This window comes from Enterococcus hulanensis (assembly GCF_005405485.1).
Taxonomy (GTDB): domain Bacteria; phylum Bacillota; class Bacilli; order Lactobacillales; family Enterococcaceae; genus Enterococcus_A; species Enterococcus_A hulanensis.
The window spans coordinates 1-17,371 of the sequence record NZ_BJED01000031.1 but is presented as its reverse complement, the minus strand read 5'-3'; the positions used below and the strand labels follow the sequence as shown (position 1 = coordinate 17,371).

Here is a 17,371-nt window from a genome sequence, read left to right as displayed (position 1 = left end):
AAATGATGAAAACAATGAAAACAATGGATGGAAATACCGCAGCGGCGCATATCTCCTATGCGTTTACCGAAGTTGCAGGTATCTATCCAATCACGCCCAGCTCAACAATGGCAGAAGTTGTTGACGAGTGGGCAGAGCAAGGTCGCAAAAACATTTTTAACGAGACAGTTAAAGTAGTTGAAATGCAATCAGAAGCAGGCGCCGCCGGAACAGTTCACGGTTCCTTGAAAACAGGTGTTTTAACCACGACTTATACAGCTTCACAAGGTTTGTTGTTGATGATTCCGAATATGTTCAAAATCGCTGGTGAATTACTGCCGACCGTGTTCCACGTAGCGGCTCGAGCAGTGTCTACGAATGCTTTGAGTATCTTCGGTGACCATAGTGATGTGATGGCTGCCCGCCAAACAGGTTTTTGTATGCTGGCTGAAGGCGGCGTACAGGAAGTTATGGATTTGTCGGCGGTTGCTCACTTAGCGAGTATCGAAGGCAAATTACCGTTTATGAACTTCTTCGACGGCTTTAGAACAAGTCATGAGCTGCAAAAAATCGAAGTAATTGATTACGACGATTTAAAAGCCATGATGAACTGGGAAGCCTTAGCTGAATTTCGACGCTTAGGAATGAATCCGAATCGTCCGAATGTTTCAGGAACGGCACAAAATCCGGATATTCATTTCCAGCAAAGAGAAACTGTTAACCGCTATTATGATGAAATGCCTGCGATCGTGCAGAAATACATGAATAAAATCAATGAGCTGCGCGGTACAGATTATGATTTGACCAATTATTACGGCGATCCAGAAGCGACTGAAGTGATTATCGCGATGGGTTCTGCTTCACCAACGATCCAGCAAACGGTTGATTATTTGAATGCCAATGGACGCAAAGTCGGCTTTATCGACATTCATTTATATCGTCCATTCCCAGCAGAAAATCTACTGGCAAAATTACCGGCAACAGCCGAAAAAGTGGCTGTATTAGACCGGACAAAAGAACCAGGATCAGATGGCGAGCCATTGCTGCTTGATGTCCAAAGCGTATTGTATCGTCATACGAACCGCCCAATCGTGATCGGCGGACGTTATGGTATTGCATCAAAAGATGTAACACCAAATCAAATCGTTGCTGTGTTTGACCATTTATTGTTGCCGGCAGCGGATATGAAGCCGCGCTTTACAGTCGGGATCAATGATGATGTGACAAATCTATCCTTGCCAATGAGCGATGTGTTAGATTTGACGCCAAAATCAACCTTCCAGGCGAAATTCTGGGGACTTGGTTCAGATGGTACCGTTGGAGCGAACAAGCAAGCAATCAAGATTATCGGGAATAACACCGATTATTATGCGCAAGCTTATTTCTCTTATGACTCCAAAAAATCAGGCGGATTGACAAATTCTCACCTGCGTTTTGGGAAAGAGCCGATTCTTTCTACTTATAATGTAGAAGCGGCCGATTTTGTCGGCTGTCATAATAGCGCCTATATTCATCAATATGATTTATTGAAGGGCTTGAAAGACGGCGGCACCTTCTTATTGAATACCGTTTGGGACGAAGAGCGGGTCAAGAGATTATTGCCGGGCCGGATCAAGCGCTATTTAGCTGAGCATAATATCAATTTCTATATCATTAACGCCATGGAAATCGCACAAAAGACTGGCTTAGGCGGTCGGATCAACCAAGTGATGTCGACAGCGTTCTTTGAACTAACAGACATTATGGATCATGAGACTTACCTGCCATTACTAAAAGCAGAAGTCGATGCGGCCTATGGTAAGAAATCGAAAACAATCGTTGAACGCAACTGTCAGGCGATCGATGCGACTGTAGCGGAATTGAAGAAGATCGAGATTCCAGCTGAGTGGGCAGAAATCGAAGTGAAGCCGCTGGCGAATGAGGATGATCCAAGTAAACCAGCTTATATCCGCAATATTCTAGAGCCGATCAATCGTCAAGAGGGCAATCAGCTTTCAGTCAATGATTTGATCGAAAACGGCATGCTGGGCGGCGTAGCGCCTTCCGGTACGGCGGCTTATGAGAAACGCGGGATCGCTTTGGAAGTGCCTGAGTGGATACCAGAAGCGTGTACAATGTGTAATGAATGTGCCTTTGTTTGTCCGCATGCGGCGATTCGTCCGTTCCTTGCAGATGAAGAGGAAATGGAAGCAGCACCTGAAGGCTTCATTACTCGCGACATGCGCGGAAAAGACGGCTTCAAGTATCGTATTCAAGTTTCACTAGAAGATTGCACAGGCTGCGGTCTGTGTGTAGAAGCTTGTCCAGCGAAGGAAAAAGCGTTAGTCATGAAGTCTTATGAAGACCAAAGAGAACAAGCTGTAAACTGGGCATTCGCGATGACCTTGCGTCAAAAAGCTAACCCGGCTAAAAAATTCTCGGTCAAAGGCTCACAATTTGAACAACCATTGCTTGAGTTCTCTGGAGCTTGTGCTGGTTGTGGCGAAACACCTTACGTGAAATTGCTGACTCAATTGTTTGGCGACCGAATGATGATCGCTAATACTACCGGCTGTTCTTCTATCTGGGGCGGTTCAGCGCCAGCAACGCCATACACTGTCAATCAAGACGGTCGAGGCCCTGCTTGGAGTAATTCGCTATTTGAAGACAATGCCGAATACGGTCTTGGCATGCACATGGCGAACTTGACAAAACGCAATCGTGTTGCGAATAAAGTCCTAGCTGCTTTAGAAAAAGGCGTTGGATCAGAGGATACGAGAGCTCAGTTGCAAGATTGGCTGAATCATATGACAGAAGGCGAAGGAAGTCAGCAGCGTGCGGCTAAATTGCGCGCTACCCTAAGCGAAGAAAGCAATGAAGAGCTGCAATCAATCCTAGCTGACAATGAAATGTTTGCTAAACCTAGCCAATGGATCATCGGCGGGGACGGCTGGGCATACGATATCGGCTTTAGCGGGATCGATCATGTTCTAGCGTCTGGCGAAGACGTGAATATTCTCGTCATGGATAACGAAGTGTACGCCAATACAGGCGGACAAATGTCGAAAGCCACACCATCAGCTGCGATTGCTAAATTTGCAGCCGGCGGTAAGAAGACGAAGAAGAAAGATCTGGGAATGATCGCTATGACTTATCGCGATGTGTATGTTGCGCAAGTGGCGATCGAAGCCAATCCAACTCAAGCGTTGAAGGCTATCCAAGAGGCCGAAGCGTATCCAGGACCTTCATTGATCATTGGTTATACCCCTTGTATCAATCACGGTATCCGCGGCGGTATGAGCCAAACGATCAAAGAGTCTAAGAAAGCGGTAGAATCAGGCTACTGGCCGCTTTACCGTTATGATCCGGTTCGTGCTCAAAAAGGCAAAGATCCAATGCGGATCGACTTTAAGAAAACCGACTTCAGCAAGATGAATGACTTCTTAGAAGGACAAACGCGCTTCTCTGCTTTGCATAACATCAAGAAAGATGATGAATTAGTAGAAGAAATGCTGAATCAAACCGTTGTCGACATGGAAGATCGCGCAAAAAGCTATACTGAATTAACAAATAAATAAGTAAAGAGCGCGGATACAGTTTTTGTATCGGCGCTCTTTACGGCTAAATAAATACAAATAAAAAAACCGATCAAAAGATCGGTTTTTATTATTTAGCTAATTTTTTAGCAAGACGAGCTTTGTCGCGGTTTGCTTTGTTTTTGTGAATCAAACCTTTTGTTTCAGCCATATCGATTGCTTTAACAGCTTCTTTATAAAGGTCGTTCATATTTTCAGCGCCAGCAGTAGCGGCTTCTTCAAATTTCTTAACAGTAGTACGCATTGCGCTCATTTGTGATGAGTTTTTAGCGTTAGCAGCTTCGCTAGTGCGAACGCGTTTGATTGCAGATTCAATGTTTGGCATGGATTTCACCTCCGAATTCAGTCTTATACGGCTTTTGCCGTACAATTCAACATTACTCATTATACATAAAGCCGCTTTTCAATGCAATAAAATCGTGACAAGTTTTTTTCCTTAACAGAAAATAAATAGAATTAAACCAAAAAGTGGAGAAATCTAGTAATTTAAGGACGAAAGGTAGCGGGTGTGCTATCATTATTTTGAAAATAAGAAATGGTGGTGCAGCATGAGTATTGCTTTAGTTGTTACAATAACGTTGGTTATGGGAGTCATTTTTGTAAATGGTTGGACAGATGCGCCAAACGCGATTGCCACAGCAGTCTCGACCAGGGTATTGAGACCCAATGTCGCTATCTGGATGGCCGTAGTAATGAACTTTTTAGGCGCCTTGGTTATGACTTATTTTAATTCGCAGGTGGCCGAAACAATCAGCAACATCGTGACCTTTGAAGGGGCGGGCAACGCCGCGCAGGTCGCTTTGGCAGCTTCTTTATTTTCCATTGTCGTCTGGGCAGTCGCGGCTTGGTATTTTGGTATTCCGACAAGTGAATCTCACGCGTTGATTGCCGGGTTAACAGGGTCTGCAATGGCGATGGGCGGATTGGAAGCGGTTAGCGGAGCTGAATGGCTGAAGGTTATCGTAGGTCTGGTCGTTTCGACGATCATGGGCTTTGGCGGCGGTTGGCTGGTTACTAAGCTTATCGTATTGATTTTTCAAGGTATATCCAGACGCGTGGCAAATCACGTCTTTACGATCGGTCAGGCAATCAGTGCCGGAATGAATGCTTTCTTGCATGGTGCACAGGATGGGCAGAAGTTTATGGGTGTCTTTATGTTAGGACTTTTTTACAATAATTTGGCTGAAAAAACCGGGAACGGATTTGTCATTCCTATCTGGGTAATGGTCCTTTGTTCTGTAACGATGGGCTTTGGCACCTCTGTAGGGGGAATGAAGATCATTAAATCAGTGGGGATGGACATGGTGAAGCTGGAGCGGTATCAGGGGTTTGCTGCGGATTTGAGTGCCGCGATTTGTCTTTTCCTTGCGTCGATATTCGGAATTCCGGTGTCAACGACCCATACGAAAACAACTGCGATCATGGGAGCAGGAGCGGCCAAACGAACTTCAAGCGTTGATTGGAGTATCGTAAAAGAAATGATCAGTGCTTGGCTGCTGACTTTTCCTGGCTGTGGAATTATTGCATTCGTGATGGCAAAATTATTTGTGGCAATCTTTTAAAAAGGGGATCAAACAATGGCTAGAAAAAAACAATTCGACTATTTTGGCAAGTTAGAGCAAATGGCGCAATATTCTGCTGAATCAGCACAATTATTATTGGATCTGATCAGGGAGTATTCGACCGAAAAATTTAGCGATAAATCCGAAGAGATCCATCGTCTGGAAGGACATGGCGACCGTATTTCAAAAGAAATCATGACAGAGCTTTACGACGCCTTCATTACACCGATTGATCGCGAAGACATCGTTATGATCACGAATCACTTAGATGATATTCTGGATGAATTAAACGCGACCACATATTTGTTCGAAAACTTATTGGTTTATACAATTCGGCCAAATACAGATAAATTTCTGCAATTAGTAGTAACAGCTACTGCTGATGTAGTACAGGCGACTAAAGAATTCGCCAAATTTAAACATTCAAAAGCGTTGAAGGGCTATATCGAACAAGTAAATAAAACCGAATCGGAAGCGGATAAGCTGTATAGCTCATTAGTGAAGGATTTATTCGCAAATGAAAAAGATCCGATCGAGATCATTAAATGGCGGGATATCTACAATCACTTAGAAAAGATTACAGATGCCTGTGAAGCAGCAGCTGACATTATCGAAGGTTTGGTTATTAAAAATTCATAGCAGACAAAAAGCTAGAATCGAAATGATTCTAGCTTTTTTACTGTGCTGCTTTATAAAGAGGACACTCAATACATTTGGTTTCATCAAGATTTACCATTTCTTTTAACGGCATTAGCATCCTCAAGCCATTTAAAATGACAAGAATGGTACTTCCTTCGTGCCCAACGACACCAAGAGGAAGCGTCAGGAATTGTAGAAAGTTGCTGGCAATCAGCAGGACGATCACACTTAATGAAAAGAGGATATTTTGACGAACGATCCGCTTCATTTTTTTCGCCAAGCGATGGCTGTACATCAGCTTAGTCAAATCGTTCTTCATCAGTACCATATCAGAAACTTCCATCGCGACATCTGTTCCTTCACCCATCGCAATCCCGATACTGGCAGTTGCTAGGGCTGGGGCGTCATTGATCCCATCGCCCACCATTGCGTTGACCGTGTAATCTGCTTGCTGCTGTTTCACCAAATCGGTTTTGTCTGCGGGAAGACAGCCGCCGTGGAAATCATTCAAGCCTAGCTGTTGAGCAACATATTTCGCCGCACCAGGATTATCTCCAGTAAGCATAACGGTTTCTACCTCTTGATCTTGGAAATAACCAATAACTTCTTTGGTAAAAGGTTTCGGCAGGTCCATCAAAGCCAATAAAGCAATGACCTGTTGATTTTTACTAAGGACAACTACGGTTTTTCCTTCCTCATGCCATTGTTCGATCAAGGGATGACTTTGCTTTTCAGTCGGCTTGCCAAGCAACCAAGTCTGCTCCTGATAGGTGGTTTCCAAACCAAACCCAGCTCGTTCCTCGACTTGAAGCTCCAAAGCTTCTTCATCATTAAAGAACTTAGTAATCGCAACCGCTAAAGGATGGGTGGACTGGCGTTCCATTGAGTAGAACAATTGCGGGACGATCGGATCATCGGAAAAGGTCTTATAATCCGTCACTCGCGGCTTTCCTTGAGTTAAAGTACCAGTTTTATCAAATGAGATTGCCCGCAGATCCGCCAGTTTTTCCAGCGTTTTCCCCGATTTGAATAGAATCCCTTTCTCCGCACCGTTGGAAATCGCAGCCAACGTAGCAGGCGTGGCAGAAGCGACTAAAGCACAAGGAGAGGCGACAACTAGTAAAACCATTCCGCGATAAAAGCTTTCCGTAAAGCTCCAGCCTAATAAAAAGTGTGTTAGTAAAATCATCAAAGGTACGGCTATTAGAACGATTTTGACATAGACATTTTCGATTTTTTCAATAAAGGTCGCAGTCGCACTTTGTTCATTTTGTGCATTCTCAACTAAGCGTAAAATTTGAGCGAACAAAGTATCGTTGCTGGTTTTGGTTACTTCCAAGGTGAACGCCTGACCTAGGTTGATGGTTCCGCCAAAAGCTTCATCATCAATCGCTTTTTCCACCGGAACAGATTCTCCGGAGATAGCCGATTCATCAATCGAGGAGGCGCCTAACATTCGGCCGTCGATCGGCACGGCAGCTCCCTTTGGTACAAAAACGTAATCACCTAATGCCAATTCTTCAACAGGAACAGTCACATGTTCGTCATCAATGATTTTTAAAGCATCATTGGGGGCTACATTCATTAGAGCAGTGATTTCCTTCGTACTTTTGTTAGTAGCATATTCCTCCAATGCACCGCTTAAACAGAAAATAAAGGTCAACATCGCACCTTCAAACCAATTGCCGATTAAACACGCACCGATCGCAGCTAATGCCATCAGCAGATCGACATTCAATGTACGTTCATGTATCAACTCGCTGATACCTTCATAGGTTTGTTTCCAGCCGCCGCTAATAATTGCCAAAACGAAAAAGAGGGGATAGATGGGCTGTGAAAGCCCGCTTAAAATCTTGCCGATAATTAAAAATAATAAACAGAAAAGGGTAGAGAGAAACGCATTACGTTCTTTCTTACTCATCACTTTTACTCCTTTCTCAATCTAATGGATTCCTACTTTGCTCCACACGATCAATGAGACACGCAAAGCAAAAGGTCATCCTTTCACTATCATAGTATCACACTAGATAGTGCAAATGATAATGAAATAAGCTAATTGAGAACGAAAGTGATTATCAATTGGAATTGAGAATGACTATCATTAGTAGTTAATACAGTAAAAGGGCTTCGTTTCAATAAAAATCATGAAAATATCTTGTCTGGTTTAATTTAGAATTAATATCGTTAAATTCAGATATAAAAAAAGACCTGCAAAAATGCAGATCTTACATAGCGATCAGCCAATAACCGATCAAGATGATACCCAAGACGATTCGATACCAGCCAAAAGCGGTGAAATCGTTTCGTTTGATGTAATCCAATAGGAATTTGATTGCGACGATCGAAACCACGAAAGCAGTGACCATACCAACCAATAACACAATAATTTCAGTACCGCCAAAAGTATTGCCCTTCAATAAAAATTTAACGATCTTCAATCCGCTGGCACCAAACATTACGGGAATACCAAGGAAGAAGGAGAACTCAGTTGCCACATAACGTGAACAGCCGATAATGATCGCACCAAGAATCGTTGCACCAGAACGTGAAGTCCCGGGAATCAATGAAAGTAATTGGAAGGCTCCGACGATCAAAGCAGCTTTATAAGTAAAATCGTTTAAGCTGGTACATTTCGGTGCTTTTGTTTTATTGTGTCGTTCGACTACAATAAACGCGATCCCGTAAACGATCAACATGATTGCTACCGGCAAGAATTTGTGGAAATGAGCTTCCAAGAAATCATCTAGCGGCAATCCAATCACGGCTGCCGGCAAACAAGCGATGATTACCTTGAACCACAACGTCCAAGTATCCTGCTTCTCCTCATGAGTTTTGCTGGGAGCGAAGGGATTCAATTTAGTAAAATATAAAACGACGACCGCTAGAATCGCACCTAATTGAATCACGACATTGAACATCTCAATAAAAGCAGGTGTCATGTTCAGCTTGATGAATTCATCGGCTAAAATCAAATGTCCCGTAGAAGAAATCGGCAGCCACTCAGTGATTCCTTCGACGATTCCTAGAATAATTGCTTTAAAAATATTGGCAATAAGCATTAAGTATACGTCCTTTCAAGTTAATAACAATAATCAGTATACCGTTTCACCTTTGAAAAGACCATCGAAAAAAGGCTAAGCTTTTTTTAAGAAAAAAACTGCCAGCATTCGCTGACAGTAAAATTTCTATTCATCTGTATGATCTGAGATCGTTTTTCCCCGTTCCATATAACTAATATCGTTGATGGCGCGGATCGAGAATTCACCATTTTCATAACGCAGGCGATTGATACTGCCGTTTAACAGGTTGGCACGTACCGGCTGTTTTGAATCGATCAAGCTTAATAAGAAAGCGATGGTCAATCCGTGAGAAACGATCAAAACATTTCCGCCGCCTTGTTTTTCCCGACTTTGCGCAATATCTTCGAAGCCGTTCCAAACACGGTCGCGTAATTGTTCATAAGGTTCTGCCCAGTTTGCTGTATCTGCACCTTCGACAGCATTTGCGATTTCTTCAAAGCTGACGTCTGTTGCGAAGAGATCGTCTTCTGTTTTGAAATTCAGTACTCGTGGTAAAACGCCCCACATTTCTGCATCATAGGCACCTTCCAATGAACCAAAGCACCATTCGCGGATGCGCGGATCTACGTGATAAGGAATATCTTTGCCATCAGGATGTTCGCTTAAAAGGATGCGCATCGTTTCGATCGCTCTGCCTGAATCACTTGAATAGGCTTCTTCAAACTTCGTATCCTGCAAGCCTAGACCTACATAATGGATACCTTCGCGACCACTCTTGGTCAGCGGTGTATCACACCAGCCCTGTACCCGAGCCAATGTATTGAACATCGTTTTACCATGTCGAACAATATAAAGATTTGTTTCTGCCATATTTAAAACCTCCAAAAAGTTGATTAATTAAAGAACGGATTTGTATCGACCTCGCGACCGATCGTTGTTGCTTCACCATGACCTGGATAAGCCGGCAGCTCACGAGGAAGGGTGAATAGATATGTTTTGATGCTGTAAAGCAGTTGCTGCATATCGCCAGTATATAAGTCGGTTCGACCAATACTGCCTCTAAACAGCGCATCACCGACAACGACAAAATCATCAAAGATAAAGCTCACACTGCCGATTGAATGTCCCGGTGTCGGTACGACCTGAAAAGTCATGCCGCCGATCGTGTATTCCGTCATCTCGAATTCATACTCCGCCGGCTGTACGATCAAATCGGGCATATTATCATGACGCCCCAAACCAGAAAGATTCAAAATTGGATCGCCTAACCATTCCTGCTCCAGCGCGCTCACATAAACAGGAATATCATATTTATTTCGTATTTGCTCCACTGCACCAATGTGGTCATAGTGGGTATGGGTCAAGAGAATCGCTTGCGGTGTTTTTCCGACACGTTCAATTTCTTTTACCAAGCGATCACCCTCTGAACCTGGATCAACGATCAATAAATTTTTTTGATTATAAATCAAATAGCAATTTTCTTGCGCGATTCCGGTAACAAAACCTTCGATTTGTATCATCATTTTCCTCCCTGAAACACTAAAAACTAAACATCTTTGATTTGATTCACTTTACTGACAGATTAAAAGTCATTCGTTGTCAGTAATAAAGCTCACTATCACAAATTCCTTCTTCATTATACCTTAAAAGTAAAAAAATTGTGGCTTCCCTGAACGATTTTGACAATTCAAATGAAGAACGGCAAAAATTATTTATCACTATAACAAAGAAGAATAACACTTGACGACTGCCGAAAAATCTTCTATGGTGAAACAGCAAAAAGATTTTAAGCTGAGAAAAAGAATGAGGTGAGCAGGTGGCAGTTAAAAAAATCGCGATTCGTGAGCTCGTTGAGTTTGTCCTGCGCAGCGGAAGCATTGACGAAGGAAAAAACAGCAATCATACACCTCAAGAAGGCGCACGAATTCACCGCCAATTACAAAAAGAAGGCGGGGCTGACTACCAAAAAGAAGTTTGGTTGAAAAAGCCCGTCGAAATTGCTGACACTGCCGTTCAGATCGAAGGTCGAGCAGACGGTATTTATATAGAAGAAAATCGAGTATTCATCGATGAAATAAAGACATCAGAAACACCTTTTGAAGAGTTGGAAGCCGGTATTATCGATTTATATTTTTATCAAGCAATGGTCTACGCCTATATCTATAGTGAACAAGAAGAGCTCACTGAAATCGGCACACGCTTGACCTACTTTCAAACAACGGAAGAAAAGATCACGCGTCAAGTTCGGACCTTTACCTTTGAAGATTTGACCGATTTTTTCAATGATTTAATCAAACGCTATGAAAGCTGGCTGGTCTTCCAAATGGAGTGGCGAGAAACGCGCAACAATTCGCTAAAAGCTTTAGCCTTTCCCTTTGATACTTATCGCACGGGTCAAAGAGAGCTGGCCGCAGCGGTTTATAAAACAATTCATGCGCAGCAAAAGCTGTTCGTTGAAGCACCTACCGGAACAGGTAAAACGATGTCAACACTTTTCCCGACTTTTAAGGCGATGGGAGAAGGTCTGGGAGAACGAATCTTTTATCTGACAGCGAAAACGATCACTCGACAAGTCGCTGAAGAGACAGTCACTAAGATTACAAAAAAAGATGCACGAGTCAAAAGTGTCACACTGACTGCTAAAGACAAGATTTGTTTCTTGACCGAGCGCAATTGTACTCCTGAGCACTGTCCTTTCGCAAAAGGCTACTATGATCGAGTGAACGATGGCTTATGGGATATGTTAAATAATGAGGACCAATATACTCGTCCTGTGATTGAGGACTACGCAAGAAAGCATGAACTTTGTCCGTTTGAGCTATCATTAGACGTCAGTCGTTTTTGTGATCTGGTCGTCGGTGATTACAACTATCTATTTGATCCAACGGTCTATTTGCGCCGCTTTTTCGAGGAAGAAAATAAAACCAATCTGGTATTAGTCGATGAAGCCCACAATTTAGTCAATCGTTCGAAGGAAATGTATTCAGCCAGCATCTCTAGAGAAAACATCGCTCAGATGCAAAAAGATTTGGATAAATCCTTTAAGAAGCTGAACAAAGCCTTTACAAGAGTCGACAACGAGTTCGAATTGATCCATCAATCATTAAATGGAGAAGCTTACCATCATCAGCAAGCGGCACCGGAAAATCTAATTAATAGTCTTTTCAAATTACAAGAACAGATCAAAGAATGGTTAGCCGAAAACCCTGATCATCCAGCTCAGCAAAAAATGCTGCCAGTTTATTTTGAGATTCTGCGCTTTACTCGGATGAGCGAGTTCTATGATGATCATTATCAGACAACTGTTGAACATAAAGCCTATGATTTGATTGTTAAGGAATATTGTATCGATCCTTCATGGTTTCTGGAGCAAACGATGGAAAAAGTCGGCAGCAGCATTCTCTTTTCTGCCAGCTTTTCACCACTAGATTATTATGAGGAAGTTTTAGGCGGAGGCGAAGAAAGTCTGACCTATCGTTTACCCAGCCCATTTCCAAGTGAAAATCGTTTGGTTCTCGTGGATGTCAGTATTCAAACCACTTATCAAAGAAGAACGCAAAGTATCCCGCAAATCGCGGCCTCTATCGAAAGGCTTGTCAAAACGAAAACAGGTAATTATCTAGTCTTTTTCCCATCCTTCCAATATTTGGATCAGGTAGCGGATTATTTTCACGATGTTTATCCAGAATATGCGATTCAGATCCAAGGATCGAAGCTGAACGAAACAGAGCGAGAGGAATTTTTAGCCGCTTTTGTTGATCAGCCTGAACAAACATTGATCGGCTTTTGTGTATTAGGAGGAATATTCTCCGAAGGGATCGACTTGGTCGGTGAACGATTGATCGGTACTGTTGTAGTTGGAGTGGGATTGCCTCAGGTTAATCATGAGCAAGAATTAATTAAAGAATATTATGATGAAAAAAGAAATCAAGGATTCAGCTATGCTTATCAATTACCTGGAATGAACAAAGTAATTCAGGCTGCCGGTCGTGTAATCCGTACGATGGAGGATCAAGGGATCATCTTATTGTTAGATCAGCGGTATACAAATCCCCATTATCAAAATCTACTGCCAATCAACTGGTCAGATCGCAAGGTAGTTTATGGACCAGAAGAGGTGGAACGAGCTGTCAATGATTTTTGGCAGCAAAGAGTGTAATTGAGAGATTGAAATAGAAGATAAAAATATCGCAAACACAATAAAGTGAGGATTTCTCTATTTAAGTGAATCGCACTTAGCGAAAAAAATAAAGCAAACGAAAAGCCGACAGAAAATGTCGGCTTCTTTTTAACGATAATTAATGAATTGCACATCGATCGGTAATTCGATATCTTTTACCAGCGCTATAACTTGCTGCAGATCATCACGATTTTTTCCAGTTACTCGCAGACGATCCTCTTGAATTTGAGCTTTTACTTTAATTTTACTGTTTTTGATTGCAGTCGTGATCTTTTTAGCACTTTCTTTATCAATCCCATTAACTAGTTCCGCCGCTTGGCGTGCATTTCCGCCCAGAGCATGCTCTGAAGCAGAAAACTGAATATTCTTTAATGGCACACCACGTTTGATCAATTTGCTGAACAATACATCTTTGACTTGTTCCACTTTGTATTCATCCTCAGCCTTGATCACTAATTGATTACCTTCTATTTTGATATCAAACAGACTTCCTTTAAAATCAAAACGGTTTTTCAATTCTTTCAGGGCAATTTGGACACCATTTTTTACTTCTTCCTTATTCAATTCTGAAACGATATCAAAGCTTGCATCTTTAGCCATAGACACCCTCCTAGTTCTTTTCCTTTAGTTTATCAAAAAATGCTAAGAAAGCTATGATTATTCTCCAATAAGTTGTTGAAAACGATTGATTATTAATGAGAGAACCTGTTACTCTATTATAGGTTTGAACTGAAGGAGGAATATCGGATGCAGAAGGTTATCAATTATACATCCAAGGATTTAACCAAAAAAATCCTTGTAATTCTATTTACTGGCTTGACCGGCGCGGTCGGTTTAAATTATTTCTTGATCCCAGCAAATGTCTTTTCAGCTGGAATGACAGGGATCGCCCAAATTGCAGAGTACCTACTTTCAAATGTGGGCCTATCGCTCGATACCGGGATTTTGATTTTTCTTCTGAACGTTCCGGTATTTATTTTAGGATTTCTTAAATTAGGAAAGTCAGCGATGATCCTGAGTTTTGCGAACGTAATCTCTATGTCGTTTTTTACAACACTGGTACCTGTTGGTCAGGTGACCGATAATGTATTGATGAATGCGATCACTGGCGGTGTACTGCTGGGAATCGGGGCAGGGCTTTCTTTGAAATTCGGTTTTACGACCGGCGGGTTAGATATTGTGTCATTATTATTATCAAAAACAACTGGACGAACAGTCGGAAATTACATGATGCTGTTAAATGGTGTCATCGTCGTTGTAGCGGGTTTCTTCTTCACTTGGGAAAGCGCGCTGTATACGATTATTACAATTTTCACCATGAGTACAGTCGTTGACTATGTTCATACCAGTCACCAGAAGATGACAGCCTTTGTTAATACCAACAAAAGCACTGAAATGTGTGCTGTATTAAGTCGCGAGCTGCTTCGTGGTTTAACAGTGATTCCTGCTCGCGGCGGTTTTAGCTCGACTGATCGTGAAGTAATCATGGTGGTCTTTACTCGCTATGAATTATACACATTGAAGCAGGTAGTGGCCGATGTTGATCCAAACTCATTCACCAATATCGTAGCAACCGACTCAGTCGTAGGTACATTCTTGACACAAGACGAACAAAATCTAATAAAGAAATCTCAAGCAAATAAATAATGATTGTCAATTGAGAATGAGCAGGTTTCAATTCTCATTTACAAAAGCTAGCAGATAGAGTAAAATACTCTTGAAACTCGAAAGGGAGTGGAGCAGGTGGAAGAGAACACACAAAAATGGACCGATGCAGAAGTAGCTGAAATTAAAGAAACTATTTTGACCGCTTTAGAGTCAGTCATTGACCCTGAGTTAGGTATCGATATCGTTAACCTTGGTTTGATTTATGAAGTAGATTTCGAACAGACGGGAAATACTGTGATCAAAATGACATTGACCACTATGGGCTGTCCGTTAGCAGATATCTTGACTGACAATATCCAATCAGCTTTAGCTGAGATTCCAGAAGTAACGAATGTAGAAGTGAAGCTTGTTTGGTACCCAGCATGGACGACCGATAAGATGAGTCGTTATGCACGGATTGCTTTAGGGATTCGCTAGGGATTTATGTTGATTTAACAGTATTTTACACTCTGTTAGTTGGTAGTCCAGCCAAAATCGAAATTCTCTTGGACTACGGATAAAATGAGCAGTGGTATATACAGAAAGTCTTCTCTTTTTATAAAAGGGAGGGCTTTTTTTATGGATATGGAGTTATTTAATTTACTTACAGAAATGGAATTTTCTGACAAAACCATCAAGAAAAACAAAAAGTTTTTGACAATGTTCTTCAACTATTTAAGCCAAAAATTTGGAGTCAATAGTTTGAAGCAGGTAACAACTAACATGATTAAAAGTTTTATGATTTACAAAAGAGAGTAGGGTAATGCTGAAAGTTATGTAAATGTGTTTCTTCGTTCAAGTAGAGCTTTTTTCTTTATTGTGAAGAAGAGGAATATATTAAACAAGTAGAGAATCCTTACTTAAGAGTGAAATGGATGAAAGAAGAAAATAAAATACTTACTACTTTTAGCGAAGAAAATGTTAAGAAAATGCTAGTCTATACTGACAAAATGCCCCACAAGAAGTTAGTTAGATACGATGCTCAACATACAGGACACTTAACAAGATTCACTAGAGAAAGAGATAAATTCTTGGTTATGTCGCTGGCGGATAGTGGATTAAGAATAAATGAGCTTCACGAGTTAAACAATGATACTTTGACAAAAGAAGGAATAAATGTCATTCGAGCAAAAGGAAAAAAGGTAGGTTTGTTTTTACTTCTCCACTAATTTTAAAGGAAAAAATGAAATATGATAAGATTAAAAAGGAATACTTTGAACACAAATTTATAGAGCTGCAAAAAAATCAGAGAGGGGGTATAAAAGCCCCTCTCTTTTTGGTATATATTATAATAAAAATTGTTTTTATCGGGGGTGTTAAGAGTGAAGTCAGAAGATAACTATATAGAAATTGTATCTAATTATGTAAAAATGAATATTACAGAGCAAGAGAGTTTATCAAAAGAGTTTTTTTATGACAATCCAGTTTTGATAATTCTTGATGGGATTCTCTCTAAACAAAGAAAATATGATTATGTAAAAAATAAAATTGATTATTTCAAAGATAATCATTCAGAAGTTGATTCATTAGAAAAATTGGTTGATGTTATAGACAAAGTAGAGTTAAGTGGATTTTGTCAGTATATAGATTGGAATTGCCAGAAAAGAATCAAAGAAATTTACGATTTATCTAAAGTCTTTTTGGAAATTAAAAGGGATGGGAATTTCCCTACTGATTTAGATGCAATGAGGAGTTGGGCAAAAACAGCGAAACTAGGAGATAAAGTTAGTTTAGTAAAAGGTGTTGGAATCGAGACTTTTCAATATTTAAGAATGATGGTTGGTGTTGACACCAGTAGACCAGCCCAATGCATTACAAATTTTTTAGAAGAAGCATTACAGATTAGACCTAGTAAAAAAGAAGCAATAGAAATTATTGAGAAAGTAGCGGATAACATAGGAATAAAAGTAAGAATCCTTGATTATTCAATTTGGAGTCATAATGATTCTGAGGATTGGAAAGATATAGATAATTATATTGGGATTTACCAAGTCAGTAATATGGGGAACATTAGACATTGCTTTTATAAGAATAGAGATTGGTGGAAATATAAAGCTATTGGAACAAACAAGAACTATTTAAAATGTGACCTTTCAAAAAAGGATAAAGGTCAATTAGTTCATAGGATAGTCGCTAAAGCGTTTATGCCAATTAATAATTCTGATGATATGGAAGTTGACCATAAGGATGAAGATACAACCAATAATAGGTTAGAAAACCTACAATGGGTCACACAAACAGAGAATGGAAAATTATCCGCAAAAAGAAAAAAATTGAGAGCTGAAATCAGGAAAATTTTGAATAGTGCAAATAAACCTTTATCATTTGTTCGAATTAAGAAGATAGTAAGAAATTTAAATAATCCCGATTTTAGAGACACAAATATTTTTAACTTTGACGAACAGTTTGAAATTGCTTATAAAAAAGTAATAGAGGCATAGGAATTGTAGATTAAGTAAGATGAAAGGGGTTTAGGGATTGGATTTTGAATGGTTGATGAAATTATTAACATATAATTTCGGTAACAATGGTTTACTTGATGGGTTTGTTATCGGTGCGGTAGCGGCGCTAATTGGAGCAATTATTGACTTAGTTGTTGCTAACATGAATTTAAAGGATAGTTTAGATTCAAAGTCAGGTTGGCGAGAGAAACTATTTAATATCTCTAGTAAAGATAAAATTGAGTTAAAAGGAGAGTGTAATATTAACTGTGTAAGTAACCGCTAATCCTAGGTAGGTGGTGGCTTCACAGTTTTTATTTTTCTAAAA

At 40.6% G+C, this 17,371-nt stretch carries 16 protein-coding genes; 10 read left to right on the top strand and 6 right to left on the bottom strand.

What is annotated here, in order from left to right; genetic code table 11:
* Nucleotides 1-2: 2 nt before the first annotated feature.
* Nucleotides 3-3,536 (top strand): pyruvate:ferredoxin (flavodoxin) oxidoreductase, encoded by a 3,534-nt coding sequence (nifJ, locus tag FFR60_RS21715; RefSeq protein WP_171005006.1) that lies wholly within the window; start codon nt 3-5, stop codon nt 3,534-3,536.
* 88 nt (nt 3,537-3,624) lie between these two features.
* Here nifJ and rpsT read toward each other — a convergent pair whose 3' ends face one another.
* On the bottom strand, nt 3,625-3,879 hold the full coding sequence (rpsT, locus tag FFR60_RS21710) for a 30S ribosomal protein S20 (protein ID WP_137665783.1): 255 nt from the start codon (nt 3,877-3,879) through the stop codon (nt 3,625-3,627).
* Nucleotides 3,880-4,102: 223 nt separating this feature from the next.
* On the opposite strand from rpsT, the gene FFR60_RS21705 reads away from it, so the two are divergent.
* Both FFR60_RS21705 and FFR60_RS21700 read left to right on the top strand, forming a co-directional pair.
* Nucleotides 4,103-5,116, top strand: a complete 1,014-nt coding sequence (locus FFR60_RS21705) for an inorganic phosphate transporter (protein ID WP_137665782.1) — start codon at nt 4,103-4,105, stop codon at nt 5,114-5,116.
* A gap of 15 nt (nt 5,117-5,131) precedes the next feature.
* Nucleotides 5,132-5,755 carry a DUF47 domain-containing protein gene (locus FFR60_RS21700; protein ID WP_088932628.1) on the top strand — a complete coding sequence of 208 codons (624 nt, stop codon included), beginning with the start codon at nt 5,132-5,134 and terminating at the stop codon, nt 5,753-5,755.
* Between the two features lie 37 nt (nt 5,756-5,792).
* On the opposite strand, the gene FFR60_RS21695 is transcribed toward FFR60_RS21700, so the two are convergent.
* The 4 genes from FFR60_RS21695 to FFR60_RS21680 form a co-directional block, all read right to left on the bottom strand.
* Entirely contained in the window at nt 5,793-7,676 is a 1,884-nt protein-coding gene (locus FFR60_RS21695) for a heavy metal translocating P-type ATPase (protein ID WP_171005005.1), read from the bottom strand.
* Nucleotides 7,677-7,980: 304 nt separating this feature from the next.
* A complete protein-coding gene (locus FFR60_RS21690) occupies nt 7,981-8,814 on the bottom strand; it encodes an undecaprenyl-diphosphate phosphatase (protein WP_137665781.1) in 834 nt (277 codons plus the stop codon).
* Between the two features lie 126 nt (nt 8,815-8,940).
* Nucleotides 8,941-9,645 carry a histidine phosphatase family protein gene (locus FFR60_RS21685; RefSeq protein WP_088932626.1) on the bottom strand — a complete coding sequence of 235 codons (705 nt, stop codon included), beginning with the start codon at nt 9,643-9,645 and terminating at the stop codon, nt 8,941-8,943.
* 23 nt (nt 9,646-9,668) lie between these two features.
* Nucleotides 9,669-10,295, bottom strand: coding sequence for an MBL fold metallo-hydrolase (locus FFR60_RS21680; RefSeq protein ID WP_137665780.1), 627 nt, complete (start codon nt 10,293-10,295; stop codon nt 9,669-9,671).
* Between the two features lie 296 nt (nt 10,296-10,591).
* Here FFR60_RS21680 and FFR60_RS21675 point away from each other — a divergent pair, with 296 nt between their 5' ends.
* Nucleotides 10,592-12,934: a helicase C-terminal domain-containing protein gene (locus tag FFR60_RS21675; protein WP_137665779.1), complete on the top strand. Its 2,343-nt coding sequence runs from the start codon at nt 10,592-10,594 to the stop codon at nt 12,932-12,934.
* A 129-nt stretch (nt 12,935-13,063) separates the two neighbouring features.
* On the opposite strand, the gene FFR60_RS21670 is transcribed toward FFR60_RS21675, so the two are convergent.
* Complete coding sequence (locus FFR60_RS21670) at nt 13,064-13,555, bottom strand: YajQ family cyclic di-GMP-binding protein (RefSeq protein ID WP_088932623.1); 492 nt, start codon at nt 13,553-13,555, stop codon at nt 13,064-13,066.
* Nucleotides 13,556-13,702: 147 nt separating this feature from the next.
* Here FFR60_RS21670 and FFR60_RS21665 point away from each other — a divergent pair, with 147 nt between their 5' ends.
* From FFR60_RS21665 to FFR60_RS21640, 6 genes are all read left to right on the top strand, one after another.
* The gene (locus FFR60_RS21665; RefSeq protein WP_171005004.1) at nt 13,703-14,602 is read left to right on the top strand and encodes a YitT family protein; all 900 of its coding nucleotides are present in this window, start codon (nt 13,703-13,705) and stop codon (nt 14,600-14,602) included.
* A gap of 96 nt (nt 14,603-14,698) precedes the next feature.
* Nucleotides 14,699-15,040, top strand: a complete 342-nt coding sequence (locus FFR60_RS21660) for a metal-sulfur cluster assembly factor (RefSeq protein WP_088932621.1) — start codon at nt 14,699-14,701, stop codon at nt 15,038-15,040.
* 141 nt (nt 15,041-15,181) lie between these two features.
* Nucleotides 15,182-15,361, top strand: coding sequence for a hypothetical protein (locus FFR60_RS21655; RefSeq protein ID WP_137665778.1), 180 nt, complete (start codon nt 15,182-15,184; stop codon nt 15,359-15,361).
* Between the two features lie 116 nt (nt 15,362-15,477).
* Nucleotides 15,478-15,771, top strand: a complete 294-nt coding sequence (locus tag FFR60_RS21650; protein WP_137665777.1) for a hypothetical protein — start codon at nt 15,478-15,480, stop codon at nt 15,769-15,771.
* 153 nt (nt 15,772-15,924) lie between these two features.
* Entirely contained in the window at nt 15,925-17,043 is a 1,119-nt protein-coding gene (locus tag FFR60_RS21645; RefSeq protein ID WP_137665776.1) for an NUMOD4 motif-containing HNH endonuclease, read from the top strand.
* Between the two features lie 37 nt (nt 17,044-17,080).
* Complete coding sequence (locus tag FFR60_RS21640) at nt 17,081-17,329, top strand: hypothetical protein (protein WP_137665775.1); 249 nt, start codon at nt 17,081-17,083, stop codon at nt 17,327-17,329.
* Nucleotides 17,330-17,371: the final 42 nt, after the last annotated feature.

Excerpts from the sequence above, each read along its gene's own strand:
- nifJ (WP_171005006.1), top strand. The coding sequence starts at position 3 with ATGATGAAAACAATGAAAACAATGGATGGAAATACCGCAGCGGCGCAT.
- rpsT (WP_137665783.1), bottom strand. The coding sequence starts at position 3,879 with ATGCCAAACATTGAATCTGCAATCAAACGCGTTCGCACTAGCGAAGCT.
- FFR60_RS21705 (WP_137665782.1), top strand. The coding sequence starts at position 4,103 with ATGAGTATTGCTTTAGTTGTTACAATAACGTTGGTTATGGGAGTCATT.
- FFR60_RS21700 (WP_088932628.1), top strand. The coding sequence starts at position 5,132 with ATGGCTAGAAAAAAACAATTCGACTATTTTGGCAAGTTAGAGCAAATG.
- FFR60_RS21695 (WP_171005005.1), bottom strand. The coding sequence starts at position 7,676 with ATGAGTAAGAAAGAACGTAATGCGTTTCTCTCTACCCTTTTCTGTTTA.
- FFR60_RS21690 (WP_137665781.1), bottom strand. The coding sequence starts at position 8,814 with ATGCTTATTGCCAATATTTTTAAAGCAATTATTCTAGGAATCGTCGAA.
- FFR60_RS21685 (WP_088932626.1), bottom strand. The coding sequence starts at position 9,645 with ATGGCAGAAACAAATCTTTATATTGTTCGACATGGTAAAACGATGTTC.
- FFR60_RS21680 (WP_137665780.1), bottom strand. The coding sequence starts at position 10,295 with ATGATACAAATCGAAGGTTTTGTTACCGGAATCGCGCAAGAAAATTGC.
- FFR60_RS21670 (WP_088932623.1), bottom strand. The coding sequence starts at position 13,555 with ATGGCTAAAGATGCAAGCTTTGATATCGTTTCAGAATTGAATAAGGAA.
- FFR60_RS21665 (WP_171005004.1), top strand. The coding sequence starts at position 13,703 with ATGCAGAAGGTTATCAATTATACATCCAAGGATTTAACCAAAAAAATC.
- FFR60_RS21655 (WP_137665778.1), top strand. The coding sequence starts at position 15,182 with ATGGATATGGAGTTATTTAATTTACTTACAGAAATGGAATTTTCTGAC.
- FFR60_RS21650 (WP_137665777.1), top strand. The coding sequence starts at position 15,478 with ATGAAAGAAGAAAATAAAATACTTACTACTTTTAGCGAAGAAAATGTT.